The sequence below is a fragment of the Nonomuraea sp. bgisy101 genome (assembly GCF_057708945.1).
Genome location: NZ_JBYITD010000026.1, coordinates 1 through 14,697, shown reverse-complemented (window position 1 = coordinate 14,697; position 14,697 = coordinate 1). Strand labels below are relative to the sequence as shown.

Annotated in this window: 13 protein-coding genes and 2 pseudogenes; 9 read left to right on the top strand and 6 right to left on the bottom strand. The window is 69.7% G+C overall.

Annotation, left to right across the window (positions count from 1 at the left end; all coding sequences use genetic code 11):
• Positions 1-11 precede the first annotated feature (11 nt).
• Entirely contained in the window at positions 12-2,114 is a 2,103-nt protein-coding gene (locus AC3EO4_RS38255; RefSeq protein WP_431900445.1) for a CBM35 domain-containing protein, read from the top strand.
• A gap of 622 nt (positions 2,115-2,736) precedes the next feature.
• On the opposite strand, the gene AC3EO4_RS38250 is transcribed toward AC3EO4_RS38255, so the two are convergent.
• Entirely contained in the window at positions 2,737-3,231 is a 495-nt protein-coding gene (locus AC3EO4_RS38250; RefSeq protein WP_431900314.1) for a hypothetical protein, read from the bottom strand.
• 24 nt (positions 3,232-3,255) lie between these two features.
• On the opposite strand from AC3EO4_RS38250, the gene AC3EO4_RS38245 reads away from it, so the two are divergent.
• Positions 3,256-3,405: a hypothetical protein gene (locus AC3EO4_RS38245; RefSeq protein ID WP_431900449.1), complete on the top strand. Its 150-nt coding sequence runs from the start codon at positions 3,256-3,258 to the stop codon at positions 3,403-3,405.
• Positions 3,406-3,442: 37 nt separating this feature from the next.
• Here the strand turns inward: AC3EO4_RS38245 and AC3EO4_RS38240 are convergent.
• Both AC3EO4_RS38240 and AC3EO4_RS38235 read right to left on the bottom strand, forming a co-directional pair.
• A pseudogene (locus AC3EO4_RS38240) lies at positions 3,443-3,559 on the bottom strand (NAD-binding protein); the annotation flags it as partial.
• A 157-nt stretch (positions 3,560-3,716) separates the two neighbouring features.
• Positions 3,717-3,869: pseudogene (locus AC3EO4_RS38235) on the bottom strand (FAD-dependent oxidoreductase); the annotation flags it as partial.
• 187 nt (positions 3,870-4,056) lie between these two features.
• Between AC3EO4_RS38235 and AC3EO4_RS38230 the strand changes: the two are divergent.
• From AC3EO4_RS38230 to AC3EO4_RS38215, 4 genes are read left to right on the top strand one after another with little or no spacing between them, the layout of a single operon-like run.
• Positions 4,057-4,893 carry an alpha/beta fold hydrolase gene (locus tag AC3EO4_RS38230; protein WP_431900312.1) on the top strand — a complete coding sequence of 279 codons (837 nt, stop codon included), beginning with the start codon at positions 4,057-4,059 and terminating at the stop codon, positions 4,891-4,893.
• Between the two features lie 5 nt (positions 4,894-4,898).
• Positions 4,899-5,567: a VOC family protein gene (locus AC3EO4_RS38225; protein WP_431900310.1), complete on the top strand. Its 669-nt coding sequence runs from the start codon at positions 4,899-4,901 to the stop codon at positions 5,565-5,567.
• 14 nt (positions 5,568-5,581) lie between these two features.
• Positions 5,582-6,517: an alpha/beta fold hydrolase gene (locus AC3EO4_RS38220; protein WP_431900308.1), complete on the top strand. Its 936-nt coding sequence runs from the start codon at positions 5,582-5,584 to the stop codon at positions 6,515-6,517.
• A complete protein-coding gene (locus AC3EO4_RS38215) occupies positions 6,439-8,946 on the top strand; it encodes a LuxR C-terminal-related transcriptional regulator (RefSeq protein WP_431900306.1) in 2,508 nt (835 codons plus the stop codon). The genes AC3EO4_RS38220 and AC3EO4_RS38215 overlap by 79 nt, the downstream gene beginning before the upstream one ends.
• Positions 8,947-9,141: 195 nt before the next feature.
• On the opposite strand, the gene pstS is transcribed toward AC3EO4_RS38215, so the two are convergent.
• On the bottom strand, positions 9,142-10,188 hold the full coding sequence (gene pstS / locus AC3EO4_RS38210; protein ID WP_431900304.1) for a phosphate ABC transporter substrate-binding protein PstS: 1,047 nt from the start codon (positions 10,186-10,188) through the stop codon (positions 9,142-9,144).
• Between the two features lie 489 nt (positions 10,189-10,677).
• Between pstS and AC3EO4_RS38205 the strand changes: the two genes are divergently transcribed.
• Both AC3EO4_RS38205 and AC3EO4_RS38200 read left to right on the top strand, forming a co-directional pair.
• Complete coding sequence (locus AC3EO4_RS38205; RefSeq protein ID WP_431900302.1) at positions 10,678-11,523, top strand: universal stress protein; 846 nt, start codon at positions 10,678-10,680, stop codon at positions 11,521-11,523.
• Between the two features lie 426 nt (positions 11,524-11,949).
• Positions 11,950-12,213, top strand: coding sequence for a hypothetical protein (locus tag AC3EO4_RS38200; protein ID WP_431900300.1), 264 nt, complete (start codon positions 11,950-11,952; stop codon positions 12,211-12,213).
• Here AC3EO4_RS38200 and AC3EO4_RS38195 read toward each other — a convergent pair.
• Positions 12,188-12,655, bottom strand: a complete 468-nt coding sequence (locus AC3EO4_RS38195; RefSeq protein ID WP_431900299.1) for a winged helix-turn-helix transcriptional regulator — start codon at positions 12,653-12,655, stop codon at positions 12,188-12,190. The two genes, AC3EO4_RS38200 and AC3EO4_RS38195, sit on opposite strands and share 26 nt — an antisense overlap.
• A 49-nt stretch (positions 12,656-12,704) precedes the next feature.
• Positions 12,705-13,418: an SDR family oxidoreductase gene (locus AC3EO4_RS38190; RefSeq protein ID WP_379575589.1), complete on the bottom strand. Its 714-nt coding sequence runs from the start codon at positions 13,416-13,418 to the stop codon at positions 12,705-12,707.
• A 684-nt stretch (positions 13,419-14,102) separates the two neighbouring features.
• Here AC3EO4_RS38190 and AC3EO4_RS38185 point away from each other — a divergent pair.
• Positions 14,103-14,697 (top strand): nitroreductase (locus AC3EO4_RS38185; RefSeq protein WP_431900297.1); only part of this gene is annotated, 595 nt, incomplete at its 3' end.

Genomic DNA, 14,697 nt, shown 5'->3' with positions numbered 1-14,697 from the left:
ATGCGTTGAACGTGCGAAGGTGGTGCGCGGCCGCCGTGGCCGCGCTCGTGCTGGCCGTACCCCTGACACCCGCGGCGCCCGCGGCGGCCTCGGACAACGGCCTGTCCATCCGGCCCGCCATGGGCTGGAGCAGTTGGAGCTTCGTGCGCCGCTGGCCCGACGAGGCCAAGATGAGGGCGCAGGCCGACGCCCTGGTGGGCAGCGGGTTATCGGCCAAGGGCTACGTGTACGTGAACCTGGACGACTTCTATCAGAAGTGCGACGCCAACGGCTTCGTCGTCGACGGCTTCGGCCGGTGGGCGGTCGACACGGCCAAGTTCCCTGGCGGGATCAAGGCGCTGGCCGACTACGTGCACGCCAAGGGACTGAAGTTCGGCTTCTACGTCACGCCCGGCATCGCCAAGAACGCCGTCACCAGGAACACGCCCGTCGAGGGCACCGCCTACCACGCGGCCGACATCGCCGACACGGCCGCGACCATGCACAAGAACTACAACTGCAAGAACATGTACCGGCTGAAGTGGTCGCACCCGGGCGCGCAGGCGTTCATCAACTCGTGGGCGAACCAGATGGCCTCGTGGGGCGTCGACTACCTCAAGATCGACGGCGTGGACGCCACGACCATCGCCGACGTCGAGGCCTGGGACAGGGCGTTGCGGCAGACGGGCCGGCCGATCAACTTCGCGCTGTCCAACAACCTGCCGATCGCCCAGGCCACCACCTGGAAGCGCCTGGCGAACAGCTGGCGCACGCAGGGCGACGTGGAGTGTTACTGCGGGCCGGGCCCCAACGGCAGCGGCTACCCGCTGACCACCTGGGCCAAGATCAGCAGCCGGTTCAACTCGGCGGCCTCCTGGCAGCCGTACGCCGCGCCCGGCGGCTGGAACGACCTCGACTCGCTGCAGATCGGCAACGGCGACCAGATGGGCATCAACGCCGACCAGCGCCGCTCGCACCTGACGCTGTGGGCGATGGCCGCCTCGCCGCTGCTGCTCGGCAGCGACCTGACCGCGCTCACCTCCACGGACCTGGCCATGCTCACCAACGAGCGGCTGATCGCGGTCAACCAGGACGGCGTCGCCGCCGATCGCATCGTGAACAGCGGCGTCAACCAGGTATGGCGTAAACGTGAGTCGAACGGCGACTACATCGTGGCCCTGTTCAACACCGGAACCACCGGAAACTCCACGGTGAGCGTCACCTGGTCGCAGGTCGGCTTCACCGGCGCCGCCCAGGTCACCAATCTCTGGTCGGGCGCCTCGGAAGGCACCGTCACCTCCTCTTACAGCGCGACGCTCCGTCCCGGCGAGACGCGCCTCATCAGGGCCAGGCCGGCCTCCGGTACGGTCACCCGCCTGGAGGCCGAGTCCGCGACGATCACTCAGGGCGTCGTCGAGTCGAACCACCCCGGCTACTCCGGCACCGGCTTCGTCAACTTCGACAACGTCGTGGGCAGCGGCATCGAGTTCACCGCCAACGCGGCTCAGGCCGGCACCGCCACCCTGACCCTCCGCTACGCCAACGGCACCACGACCAACCGGCCGATGACCATCTCCGTCAACGGCGGAGCGCCCGTCGGCCGCGACTTCCCCGGCACCGGTGCCTGGGGCACCTGGGCAGACGCCACCTTCACGGTGCCGCTGAACGCCGGAGCCAACTCGATCAAGCTGGCCGCCACCACCGCCAACGGCGGCCCGAACATCGACTACCTCGACATGACCGCCACGACCCCGCCCAGCACCGAGTACCAGGCGGAGAACGCGACGATCTCGCAAGGGATGGTGGAGTCCAACCACGCCGGGTTCACCGGCACCGGCTTCGTCAACTTCGACAACGTGGTGGGCTCCTCGGCGGAGTTCGCCGTCGACGCCGCAGCGGCCGGCGAACGCCAGATGACCCTGCGCTTCGCCAACGGCACTACCACCGACCGACCGATGGACCTCACGGTCAACGGCGCCGCTGTGCGCAGCGTGTCGTTCCCGGGGACGGGCGCGTGGACCGCCTGGGTGGAGACGACCGTGACCGTCTCGCTGACCGCCGGGCCGAACACGATCCGCCTGACGTCCAGCACCGCCAACGGCGGCCCCAACCTGGACCGCATCACCCTCGCCTGACCACCCGCCCGCCGCGCCATCTCCCCAGCGCGCGGCGGGCGGGCACCATCGGCAGCGACCCGCCTGGAGGCCGAGGCGGGCGGCCGCTCCCGCGACCCGCGCGGTCCCGGATCCGAGCAGCGATCCAGCCAGAATCGTCGATCTTAAGGTCCGCCGACGGGATCGGCTCGGCGGAGTCCTCATGGACGGAGTTTCGGCACGCGCACCCACCGGATCGGTGATCCGGTCGGAATCTTCTCGCGCGATACATGCAGATTCGATCGTGATTGCGTCGACTAGGACGAAACTCTTTCAACGTGCCGAAAACCGCCTATGTGCTGTATCCGTCCTCCTGCTCTGTTCGGAAAGTTGATCACGTCCGTGCGGCCGTCGGCGTGCAGCAGGCTGGCAGCAGCACGAGCCCGCTCGCGCGGCAGGCCGCCCGGACGCCTCAGCGGGCATCTCCCTGCACGCCTGCTACCTGCCAGGTCAGAATAGGTTTCACGATGCTTGGATCCGGCTGCTGATCTTCTCGGCGAACACCGAATCGCAACGTGCCCGCTCAGCAGCGAGGTCGCTATGGGCCTCTGGTCGAGGGACCTTGCGTCCGTCCTACCCGAAGCCCACCGCCGGACGAAACACATCAGGTCAGGGCGCGGAGGACGGGCTGGAGCGCGCGGTGGAAGGTCGGGTAGGCGAAGTGCATCTCGGCCAGGCTCCTGATAGGGACCTCCGCGTGGATCGCGGTCACGAGCGCGGCGAGCACCTCGCCCCCTGAGCTTCCGACGACGGTGCCGCCGATGAGCACGCCCCGCTCCGCGTCCGCGACCAGCTTGATCGGGCCAGACTCCTCGGCGATCCAGCCGCGGGTCCCCAGATCGCCGGTCGCCGTCCGGACGTCGATACCGCGTTCGCGGGCCGCGGCCTCGGTCAACCCGACCGAGCCGACCTCGGGGGAGGTGAAGGTGACGCGACCGACCGCCCGGTAGTCGGCCCACGGGCCGTCGGCGCGGGTGAGGTCTCTGATCACCACGTCGGCCTGGTACATCGACATGTGCGTGAACGCGCCCTTGCCGGTGATGTCGCCGATGGCCCAGACGCCCTCGGCCACCCGCATCCGCTCGTCCGGGTCCAGCACCCGCGCCTGCGGATCCAGACCGACGTGCTCCAGGCCGAGATCGCGCAGGTTGTTGTGCCGGCCCGCGGCGACCAGCAGCCGCTCGGCCGTGACGGTGCCGTCGGCGAGCAGGATGCGGAAGCCGTCGCCGTCGTGCTCGACCCACTCGGCCCCGCGCCGAGGTGCGCACTGTGATGCCCTCGGCCGCGAACGCCTTCGCCACCGCCGCGGAGGCCTCCGGTTCCTCGACCGCGAGCAACCGGTCGGCGGCCTCGATCACGGTCACCTCCACGCCGAAGGCGGCGAACACCTGCGCGATCTCGCAGCCGATCGCGCCCCCGCCGAGCACCGCCAGGGAGGCCGGCAGAGTTCCAGTCGTCGGTGGCCTCGTCGCGGATCCGGTCCGCGACCGGCTTCCAGTCCGGAGTTACGGCCGCCGATCCGGCGCGACCTTCGACTTGCCGGGCCGTGCGCAGCTTGTCGGCCGCCGCGATCATCATCTTGGTCGGGACGCATCCGAAGTAGGGGCACTCACCGCCGACCAGGCGTTCGTCCACGCCCACGACCGACAGCCCGGCCCTGGCCAGGCTCCCGGCCACGTGCTCACCGCCGGGGCCCAAGCCGATCACCACGACATCGCATCCCCTGGGCTCGCTCATGTCCGTGCACCTTCGCTCGTGTCGTCTTGTTCTCCGACCCTGTCGCACGTCCCCGGGGCCTCGCACCTGTGACTCCCACGTGTCCCTGGGGGTTGGGCCAGGGGTTATCCCTGGTGCGACGACATCGCCGCAGGACGAGGCTGACAGCACTACCGCAACACCTCCAAGAGCTTCCGAAGGAGCGGGCATGAACGACTCGCCCATCAAACCCAAGACCGTCACCGTGGACGGGCTCACCGTCCGCTACGCCGAGAGCGAGCGACGCGACACGCACGCGCTCCTGCTCAGCCCCTGGCCCGAGAGCGTGTATGCCTTCGAGCCCACTTGGGCGGAATTGGCGGCCGATGTTCACATCGTGGCCGTCGACCTGCCCGGTTTCGGACAGTCGCAAGGCCATCCGGACGTGCTCACCCCGCGCACCGCGGGCGCGTTCGTACACAAGATTCTGGACGCGCTCGGGCTGGACAAGGTGCATATCGTCGGCCCGGACATCGGCACCAGCGCCTCCCTGTTCGCGGCGGCGCAACAGCCGGACCGCTTCCACAGCGTCGTCATAGGCAGTGGCGGGGCGTCCGCCGACCTCGAACTCGGCGAGCCGCTCGCGAGCTGGGTGTCGGACCCCGATATCACCTGGTACGAGCAGAACGCGCATGCCGTCATGCAGACGACCTTGGACAACGTCTTCCCGGCGGCACCGCTCGGGGATCACGTGCGAGAGGACTATCTCGCGTCGTACGGCGGGCGCCGCTTCGCCGAGTCGATGCGGTACGTCCGCACCTACCCGACCGAGCTCAGAGCCCTGGAGCAGGTGCTCCCGGCTATCCGGACGCCGGTCCGGATCATCGCTCCGGAGCGGGACCAGGTCGTCCCGCCCGCGCACGGCGAGTTCCTCGCCGCCCGGCTGCCCAACAGCAGCCTCGACATCGTCGACGCGGGCCACTTCGTCTGGGAAGAGGCCCCGAAGACCTACGCAGCCCTGGTCCTCGACTGGTGGGACCGCCACCGCACCAACACTGAAAGGTGAAAACCATGACCAGCACCACGCACGCCACCGAGCCGACCGCCACGACGCAGGCGGACCTGAAGCTCGAAGCCGTCGTGATCCCCGTCTCCGATGTCGACCGCTCGAAGCGGTTCTATCAAGACCTCGGCTGGCGTCTCGACGCCGACTTCGCCTTCGACAACGGCTTTCGCGTCGTCCAGGTGACGCCTCCAGGTTCCCCCGCGTCCATCCAGTTCGGCACCCTGATCACCAACCAGCGGCCCGGCACCGCTGAAGGCATCTACCTGGTGGTCTCGGACATCGCCGCGGCCCGGGACCAGCTCGTGGCTCTCGGCGCCGACGTCAGTGAGATCTTCCACCCGCAAGCCCCGGGAGCCCAGTTCGGGCAGATCCCGGACGGCCAGGCCGACGGTCCCGCGACCGACCGCGCCAGCTACGGATCCTTCGCGACCTTCCGCGACCCGGACGGCAACGCGTACCTGATCCAGGAGGTGACGATCCGGTTCCCCGGGCGCGTCGACACCGCCGCCACGGCGTACGCGTCGCTGAACGACCTGGTCGAAGCGCTCAAGAGGGCGGCGGTCGCCCATGGCGAGCACGAAGCGCACAACGGCGGCGCCTACGACGAGAACTGGCCGGAGTGGTACGCGGCCTACATGGTCGCCGAGCACCACGGCGACGAACTCCCTCGATAAGGACGGACCTCATCATGAGCACTCTCTTCCGTGGCCAGGAGCTCACCCAGCTCACCGCACCCATCCTCGACGTCACCGCCGCCAACGGCGTGACCTACGCCTACCGCCGCTTCGGCGTCGCCGGCACGGGCGCGCCGCTCCTGCTGTTCCTCCAGCATTTCCGCGGCAACCTCGACAACTGGGACCCCATCCTGGTCGACACGCTCGCCGCGGGCCGCGAGGTGATCCTGCTCGACAACACCGGGGTCGGGCTGTCCTCGGGCCAGGTGCCCGTCACGGTGACGCGGATGGCCAGGGACGTCATCGCCTTCCTCGACGCGCTGGACCTCGCTCGGGTCGACCTGCTCGGGTTTTCACTCGGCGGCATGGTCGCCCAGGAGATCGCCCTGCTCCGGCCGCGCGGGGTCAGACGGATCGTTCTGGCCGGGACCGGTCCCCGAGGCGGCAAGCAGATGCACGGCTGGACTCTCGACATCGAGCGCGTCGCGAACCAGGCGGAGGCCGGCCTCGACGAACTCCTGCACATCTTCTTCGGCGTCACCGAGACCAGCCGCGCGCTCGGCATGCAGTACGCTCAGCGCGTCTTCAGCCGGACCGAGAATCCCGACAAGCCCACCGGTCCCGAGGCCGCCCGCGCCCAGTACGACGCGATCGTCGAGTGGGGCATCCCGGATCCGAGCCGGCTCGCCCGCCTCGCCGGGATCACGCAGCCCACCTTGGTGGCCGCAGGCGACAACGACACGATGATCCCGACGGTCAACTCCCAGGTGCTCGCCGACCACCTGCCGAACGCGCGCCTGCGGATCTTCTCCGATGCCGGACATGGGAACTCGACCTGCCGTTCGCCGCCCTCCACCAACTCTGCGCCCCCATGCTCGCCTCGGCCGGCGCGCTCCCGGTGCCCCAGCGGCAGGCGCTGGACGTGGCGTTCGGCAACACCACCGGAGTGACCCCCGGCAAGCTCGTCCTCGGCCTGGCGGTGCTGAGCCTGCTCGCGGAGACGGCCGCGGAGCGGCCGCTCGTCTGCCTCATCGACGACGCCCAATGGCTCGACGTGGCCACCCTACAGGTGCTCGGGTTCGTCGCCCGGCGTCTGCTCGCCGAATCGGTCCTCCTGGTCTTCGCCGTCAGGGAGCCGAACCAGGACACGCTCCTGGCCGGCCTCCCGGCCTTGACCGTCGGCGGCCTGGGCGAAGCGGACGCCCGGGCGCTCCTGGCCGCGACGACCCCGGGTCGGCTCGACGCCCGGATCGCCGACCGCATCGTGGCCGAGACCCGCGGCAACCCCCTGGCCCTGCTGGAGCTTTCCCGCAGCGGCCGGGCCGAACTCCTCGGCGGGTTCGCCCTCCCAGCGGTCGGAACCGGCGCCCTGCAGGACCGATTCGAGCAACGCATCCGCGCCATGCCCGACTCCACCCGGCTGCTGCTCCTGCTGGCGGCGGCCGACCCCACCGGTGACGCAGCCCTGTTCTGGCGCGCCGCGAACGGCCTCGGCCTCGGACCACAGCAGGCGGCCCCGGCGCAGGAGGCGCAACTCGTTGAGATCGGCCGAAGCGTCCGATTCCGGCACCCGCTGGTGCGCTCGGCCGCCTACGCCGCAGGCGGCGGTGAGGCCCGCCGTACCGTACATCGCGCGCTCGCCGATGCCTTGGACAGCGGCAGCGATCGGCAGCGCCGGGTGTGGCATCTGGCCGTGGCGGCGGCCGGTCCGGACGACCGGCTCGCCGCCGAACTCGCCGACGTCGCCGAGGGGGTGGAGTCCCGCGGCGGGATCGCGGCCGCGGCGGCGCTCCTGCGGCGCTCCTCCGAGCTGACCACGGACCCAGGCCTGAAGATCGAGCGCACGCTGGCCGCGGCCCAGGCCGGCCTCAACGCGGGCGACTTCGAGTCCGCGCTCGGCCTGCTCGCCAGAGCCGAAGCCCTCCCGGTCGACGATCTGCAGGGCGCCCGGATCCACCTGATCCGCGGACTCACCGACCGCGCCGCCCACTCCGGACGAGAAGCACCGGCGGCGCTGCTGCGCGCCGCCCAGAGGCTTGAGCCCCTGGACGGCAGGCTCGCCCGGCACACCTTGCTCGACGCCTGGAGCGCAGCCCTCGTCGCCGGTCGCCTCGCGGCTGCCGGCGGCGATCTGGCCGCCGTTTCCGCCGCCGCTCGCACGACGCCACCCGCACCCGGCACGCCGACCGCTGCCGACCATCTTCTCGACGGCCTGGCCGCCCTCATCACCAGCGGGACCGAGGCCGGGCGCCCGCTGCTGCGCGAAGCGGTCACCGGGTTCCTCGACGACACGGTGCCGCCCGACCTGTGGTTGCGCTACGGTGTGCTGGTCGCGAACGCCGCGTTGTCGCTGTGGGATGACGACCGCTGGGAGGCGTCGAACGCCCGGCACGCCGAACTGGCCCGCGCCAGCGGCGCACTCGTACCGCTCATCAACGCACTCAACGTCCGCCGGGTCATCGCGCTGTGGCGGGGCGACGTGGCGCACGCCAAGGAGCTGGGTCTGGAGGAGTCGACGGTCAAGGAGGCCACCGGCACCCGCAGGGCCTCCTACGGAGACTTCTTCCTCCTTGCCTACCAGGGGCACGCGGCGGAAGCGTTGCCGCTGCTCACGGAGGCGGCCGCCGAGGCCACCGCGCGCGGCGAAGGGCTCGGCCTGTACTTCACCGAGCGCGCCACGGCACTGCTCCACCTGGGCTTGGGGCACTACGCCGAGGCGACGGCCGCCGCCGAGCGGGCCGCGAGCGGCGACCTCGGCCCGTTCACCGCCCAGGCGCTGCCCGATCTGGTCGAGGCCGCGGTGCGCAGCGGCGCGACCGCGATCGCGGAAGCGGCCCTCGCCCGTCTCGGGACGTACACCGCGGGCTCCGAACTGGAGTGGGCGACCGGCCTGCAAGCCCGCGCCCGCGCCCTCGTCAGCGGCGGAGACGAGGCCGACCGGTTTTACGCCGAGGCTGTCGACCACCTCAGCCGGACTCGCCTGAGGTTCGAACTGGCCAGGACCCGGCTGGTGTACGGCGAGTGGCTGCGCCGCGAACGCCGCCGGGTGGACGCGCGCCGGCACCTGAAGCAGGCGTTCGAGGAGTTCGTCGAGATGGGCGCCGACGGCTTCGCAGAACGAGCCAGGCACGAACTGCTGGCGACCGGGGAGAAGGTCCGCAAGCGCACCGCCGACACCGCCGACGACCTCACCCCGCAGGAGGAGCAGATCGCCCGGATGGCGAAGGACGGCCGCACCAACACCGAGATCGGCGCCGAGCTGTACATCAGCGCCCGCACCGTCGAGTGGCATCTCAGTAAGGTCTTCGGCAAGCTCGGCATCAGCTCGCGCAGAGAACTCCGAGACACTCCGATCCACTCATCCAACCGGACGCGCTGACGCAGAGCGGCCAGGATGGCCGTTCGTCCCACCCGGCTTCACAGAAGGAATCGCACGAGCAGCAGAGCCGCGATCATCAACCAGTCCAGCTCCGTCGTCTGAAACCGTCCGGCTGAACCGAACCAGGGCCTGCCTTGCTCACCTGGCGGTTGGCAGTCGTCGATCCGGACGACGGAGGCCCTGTCAGGAGCGGAGCTATGTCATGGCGGCGATCTGGGCGCGTACCCTGACGATCACTTCGGGGGGCAGCGGGGCGTAGCCGAACAGGGACAGGTACGACTGGCCCGCGTTGCCGGCGGTGTAGCGGAGGAAGTTGCGCAGCTGCGGGTCCGAGCCCTCGTGACAGGCGATCTCGTAGGTGACCAGGATGATCGGGTACGCGCCCGTCTTCTTGGTCCTGTAGTCCAGCCTCATGACCAGGTCGCCATTCTCGCCGACCACCTTGGCGCCGCTGAGGCTCCTGCTCGCGCTCTCGGGTGTCAGCGCGACGAACTCGCCCGCGCCGTTCCGCACCTTCGCGATCTGCAACTTGGCATCGCTGGCGAAGCCGTACTCCAGGTAACCGATCGAGCCTTCGGTCTCCTGGACGGCGTTGACGATGCCGCCGGAGCTTTCGACGCCGCGGCCCGGCGCGGGCCACGTGCCTGACGGCTTGTACGGCCAGCCGCCCGCCACCCTCAGGTAGGCGGTGAAGTTGTGGCTGGTGCCCGAGTTGTCAGAGCGGTAGAGGACCTTGATGTCCGTGTGAGGCAGGCGGGCGCCCCGGTTGTCTGCGACGATCTCACGGGCGTCCCACTTGGTGATCCTTCCATTGAACACGCCGGTCATGGTGGCGGGCGAGAGCTTGAGGCCGGGCGCCGACGGCAGGTTGTAGGCCACGGCGATCGGGCCCACCACCATCGGCAGGTGAAGTGCCCTGCTGCCGCAGCGCTTGTCCGCCAGCACCTGCTCTTCGGGCTTCAGCGGCATGTCGGAGCCGGCGAACACGGTCACGCCGTTGATGAAGTCGCGCACCCCCGCGTCCGAGCCGTTGGCCTGGTAGTCGATCCGTACTCCGGGATAAGCCTTGTGAAAGTCAGAGCGCCACGCGTTCATCGCGCCCAGCTGCGCCGACGAGCCAGAACCGCGGATGGTGGCGATGTCGCCGGCCGCCACCACATTCTGGCGCGAGTCGGGGACGCAGGCGGTCAGGGCGAGTGCCGCCAGCGCGACGCATCCGACGGTTGCTGTCAACTTCGGCACACAACCGACGCTATGAAGACGTTGTCCCTCTCTGGGGCAGCGCTCCGCAAACCGCGCGCAACGTACGGTCACTGGCGGGTCAAGTTGACTCACTGTCACACCGGGTCAGCAGACCCGGCCTCGCTCAACCTGCAAGAAGCCTGGTGGCACCTGTTTCGACGTCAGGCCTTAGCCGGGCAGACCTTCGCCGACCCCAGCGAGATCGCCTACGCCACTACCGTAGAGACGACCCAGCTCAACGCCCGCGCCCGTACCTGGATCTGGGGCCGTCCGGCTCCCGAGCCTCGTCAACGTCCACACCGCTTTACCTACCTCCTTTGAGGAACCGGGCATTCGAGGGGGCCGGCCCCACCTCGGCGCGCTACGTCCTGCAGACCGTGGTCAAGCCGCACGTCCCTCCTCAACCGCGGCCTCACGCAGGTCATCCAGGACCTGTGGACCTGGGATATCGCGCCCAGGTGAGGTCAAATGGGGGAAGGAGGGGGCACCATGTCTGGACTGATCGTTGTAGGTGCTGACGGCTCGACGACCGCCACGGCCGCGGTGAAGTGGGCCGCCGATGACGCCTTCAGGATGCGTGCGCCGCTGCGAATCGTTACGGCGGTCCATCGCCGGCCGGATGACGCTTCAAGGTTCGCTGCCCCCGACTTGCACGATGCCCCGGCCAAGGCCGGGGGCGAAATACTGGCGGAGGCCGAGGCCACCGTGCGTTCTCGGCAACCGGACCTCGATGTCACCACCCAGCTCATCGAAGACAACCCCGTGGTGGTGTTGCGCGAGCAGGCCAAAGACGCCACCGAGATCGTCCTCGGCAGCAGAGGGCTCGGCGGGCACGTTGGCACGGTGCTCGGTTCGGTGCCCCTCCACGTGGCCGGGCACACGCATTGCCCGGTCGTGGTGGTGCGCCCCGAACAGAGTGTCCCGCACCGGGAGATCGTGGTGGGCATCGAGGGCTCCGAAGCTGACGACGCCGCACTCGGCTACGGGTTCGAGGAGGCCAGGCTGCGCGATAGCCGACTGCGTGCGGTCCACGCCTGGCAACTGGGGGTTCGTGCCTCCGGAATCGCCTACGACATGAACGAGGTCCGCGCCGCCCGGACCCGGGTCGCGGCGGACCGGCTCGCCCCATGGCGCGAGCGGTACCCGGAGGTGCCCAACGTGGAGGATGTGCGCTGCGCCGACCCAGTCGAGGCACTCGCCGACGCCTCCATCCATTGCAACCTGATCGTGGTCGGCTCGCACGGGCGTGGTGCCATCCGTTCGATGCTGCTCGGCTCGGTCAGCCGCGGCGTTCTGCGCAACGCTCGCTGCGCTGTGGCGGTAGTCCGTACGTAAGGCGGAGAGAGGCGTGAACCAGCCTCCGGCGAGGCACTCGGCCTGTTCGGCGCCGCCGTTGGAACAGTGGCGGCGCGCTCGTCGCCGGGGGGTACCGGGGCCTGCCGGGGAGTCCGGCCGCTGCGATCCGCATCCCACAGTGTCGCCTTCGCCCAGGACGACTCCCGTGGCGCCCACGGTCACGCCTCTCGAGCGGTGAGTCGGCCGATCGCGCGGATGACCTGCCGCCGCGTGGCCAGGCGACGGGCGAGCGCGGCCATCACCTGGTTACGGCGACCCGCGATGACGCTCGGTGGCGGGTTCCGGCGGTCGAGCTGGCGTCAGGAGGAGGCGGCCCAGAAGGCCGGCAGGTAGGCCGGGGGTGTGCGGATCAGGTAAGCGAGGCGGCGATCCAGCACATCGGCGGCCGGGGTTCTTGCAGCAGTGATGATGGCCAGCTGGAACCGGGGGTCGATTCTCGCGCAGAATGTCGGCGAACCAGTCACCGGCCTCGGGATAGGTCTGAGCGGCGCGGGCCAGGGTCTGCAGGGCCCAGCCAGCCTGGTGACGGGGCAGATCATGCAGGAGACGGGGGCCGAGATCGGGAACGGCGCCGAGCTGGGTGATGATCAGGTGATCACCCTGCGCCATCCGCAGGCAGACAAACCTCACCCCTGGGGCGCGATCAGGAGGCGGAGGCCGCCAGAGTGAAGAGCACCTCGTCCGAGGGGATGACGACATCCGCGTCGTCGACGAAGGCGACGCGGACCGGCCTTCCGCGGTCCGCCGAACGCCTCAGCGCGCTCGGACCCGTGGGGAGCGGCCTGTTCTCCTCGCCCCATTGCTGCAGCGCGGCGAGGATCAGACGCAGTTGCTCGCCGGCGGGCGTCAGGTGATAGCTGTACCTGGTCCGGGTGCCCGGCTCGCGGTACGGCCGCTTCTCCATGACGCCCGCGTCCACGAGAGCGCCCAGGCGGCTGCTGAGCATGTCGGGAGCGATGCCGAGCCGTTCCCTGAAGTCGGCGAAGCGGGTCACATCCATGAGGGCGGAGTCGCGCAGGATCAGCAGGGTCCACCTGTCGCCCACGACGTCGAGCGCGCGGGCGATCGAGCAGACCGGCTCTGCCTTCTGGCCGAGATGGGGGGTGGCCATACCGACGACCTCCTTCTGCGTCGTGTTTTCCTACGTCGCGTTTTCCTACTCAGTGTGCCACGGGGAGTGCGGGGTAGAGCCGGTCCAGCCCGCCGGAGAGAGCGGCCTTGACGGCGCGGCTCCTGTCGTCGGCGATCACTTCGAGGGCTCGCGTCTGGACGCCGTCCAGGGCCAGGCCCGCCACCCAGGCGGGGTCGACCTTTTCCGACCTGTCGGCATGTTCGGCCATGTCCGTGTCCATGTAGCCGACGTGCAGCGCTGTCACGTCGATGCCGGCGGGCGCCAGTTCCTGCCGGATCACGTTGGTCATCCCCCACTCGGCGGCCTTGGCCGCGCTGTACCCGCCGTGCCGCGGGTAGTGCGCCCAGGACAGGACGGAAAGGATGTTGAGCACCGCACCACCTCCGTTGGCGGTGATGACAGGGGCGAAGGCGCGGGTGACGCCGAGAGAGCCGAAGAAGTTCGTCTCCATCTCCAGCCTGATGTCCGCGATGTCGCCGTGGATCAGACCGGCGTTCGTGCTGACGCCGGCGTTGTTGATCAGCAGCGTGGTGTCCGACGCGACCGCCGCCGCGTTTGCCACCGAGGCGGGGTCGGTGATGTCCAGCTGCAGCGGCACGACTCCCGGGAGGTCGACGGTCGAGGGACGCCGGGCCGCGGCGTAGACCTTGCGGGCCCCGCGGCCGAGCAGTTCGGCGGCCAGGTGCCGCCCCAGGCCGCGATTGGCGCCCGTCACCAGGGCGACGGCGTTCTGGATGTCCATGGGTCACTCCTCCTGAGAGCTGGGTATGTCATCACAACCTAGGTGGCTGAGTATGAAACTGCAACTCAGGTTGCCCTGAGGGCGAATGGTCTGAGGCTGCCCGTGATCCCATCCGCCAGTCGTGGCGGCGTCCGGGCGGCCGCGAGCGCGGCCCTGGGCATGATCGGCGGCGAGACCATCGGCCTGTTCGACGTGGCCTAGTCCACGGTCGGGAACGTGGCCGCAGGAGCGGCCGTGGTCAGCCTGCCCATGTCCATCGTGGCCGGCACCGGCGGCGACCCGACGACCGCAGGGTTCACGACCAGCACGAGATAGCGCCCACCCTTCGGGCCAGAACAGGGACTGTAAGAAGAGAAGAACGGGTGACCGGCAACCAATACGCGCTACTGGATGAGGCCGAGCACGCCCTCACCGAACTGCTGGCCGACCTATGGGTGAACGCCGACGTCGCGCAGGGGCGCTCATATTCGCGGCGGCGCTTGTGGTCGCCGGTATTCCCGCCGCGTCCGCGGAGGGCGGCGACGATGCAGCCGAAGCCGCGGGGACTCCACGATCCGCCGAGCAGGTGGCGGGGGATGGTTGGCACGTTCAGCGGATAGGGAGGTAGCGATCACGGACGTATATGAGGCGGTCACGAGTCGACGGGCGGTGCGCGGATTCACCGACCGGCCTGTCCCGAGGGAGGTGCTGGAGCGTGTGCTGTCCGCCGCGGCTTGGGCGCCGTCCGGATCGAACCTCCAGCCGTGGCGCGCTTACGTGCTGACCGGCGGGCCGCTGGCTGAGCTCAAGAAGCGTGCCGGCAAGCGCGTGGTCGCAGGCGGTCCTTGGGACGAGCGGGAGTACGAGATGTATCCATCGGCATTGAAGTCCCCGTACCGTGAGCGCCGATCCCGCTTCGGCAAGGAGCGCTACAGCGCACTCGGTGTTTCGCGCGAGGACTGGGAGGCGCGCCAGAGGGCCGCTTCCGACAATTGGCAGGCTTTCGGCGCGCCCGCCGCCCTGTTCTGCTATATCGACCGGGACCTGGGCCGGCCCCAATGGGCCGACGTCGGTATGTATCTGCAGACCGTCATGCTGCTGCTGCGCGCCGAAGGGCTGCACAGTTGCCCTCAGATGGCGTGGTCGGTGTATCGCAAGACCGTCGCGGAGATCCTGTCACCCCCGGACCAGCTGATCCTCTTCTGCGGCATGTCGATCGGGTTCGAGGACGTCACGGTGGATTACATCCGCACGGGCCGGGTGCCGCTCGACGAGACTGTCACGTTCGTCGAGGATTCAG

What these genes read in the sequence shown, in the direction of transcription:
- AC3EO4_RS38225 (WP_431900310.1), top strand. Translation starts at nt 4,899, where the DNA reads ATGACCAGCACCACGCACGCCACCGAGCCGACCGCCACGACGCAGGCG.
- AC3EO4_RS38195 (WP_431900299.1), bottom strand. Translation starts at nt 12,655, where the DNA reads ATGGCCACCCCCCATCTCGGCCAGAAGGCAGAGCCGGTCTGCTCGATC.
- AC3EO4_RS38230 (WP_431900312.1), top strand. Translation starts at nt 4,057, where the DNA reads ATGAACGACTCGCCCATCAAACCCAAGACCGTCACCGTGGACGGGCTC.
- AC3EO4_RS38200 (WP_431900300.1), top strand. Translation starts at nt 11,950, where the DNA reads ATGATGGCCAGCTGGAACCGGGGGTCGATTCTCGCGCAGAATGTCGGC.
- AC3EO4_RS38215 (WP_431900306.1), top strand. Translation starts at nt 6,439, where the DNA reads ATGCTCGCCTCGGCCGGCGCGCTCCCGGTGCCCCAGCGGCAGGCGCTG.
- AC3EO4_RS38220 (WP_431900308.1), top strand. Translation starts at nt 5,582, where the DNA reads ATGAGCACTCTCTTCCGTGGCCAGGAGCTCACCCAGCTCACCGCACCC.
- AC3EO4_RS38190 (WP_379575589.1), bottom strand. Translation starts at nt 13,418, where the DNA reads ATGGACATCCAGAACGCCGTCGCCCTGGTGACGGGCGCCAATCGCGGC.
- AC3EO4_RS38205 (WP_431900302.1), top strand. Translation starts at nt 10,678, where the DNA reads ATGTCTGGACTGATCGTTGTAGGTGCTGACGGCTCGACGACCGCCACG.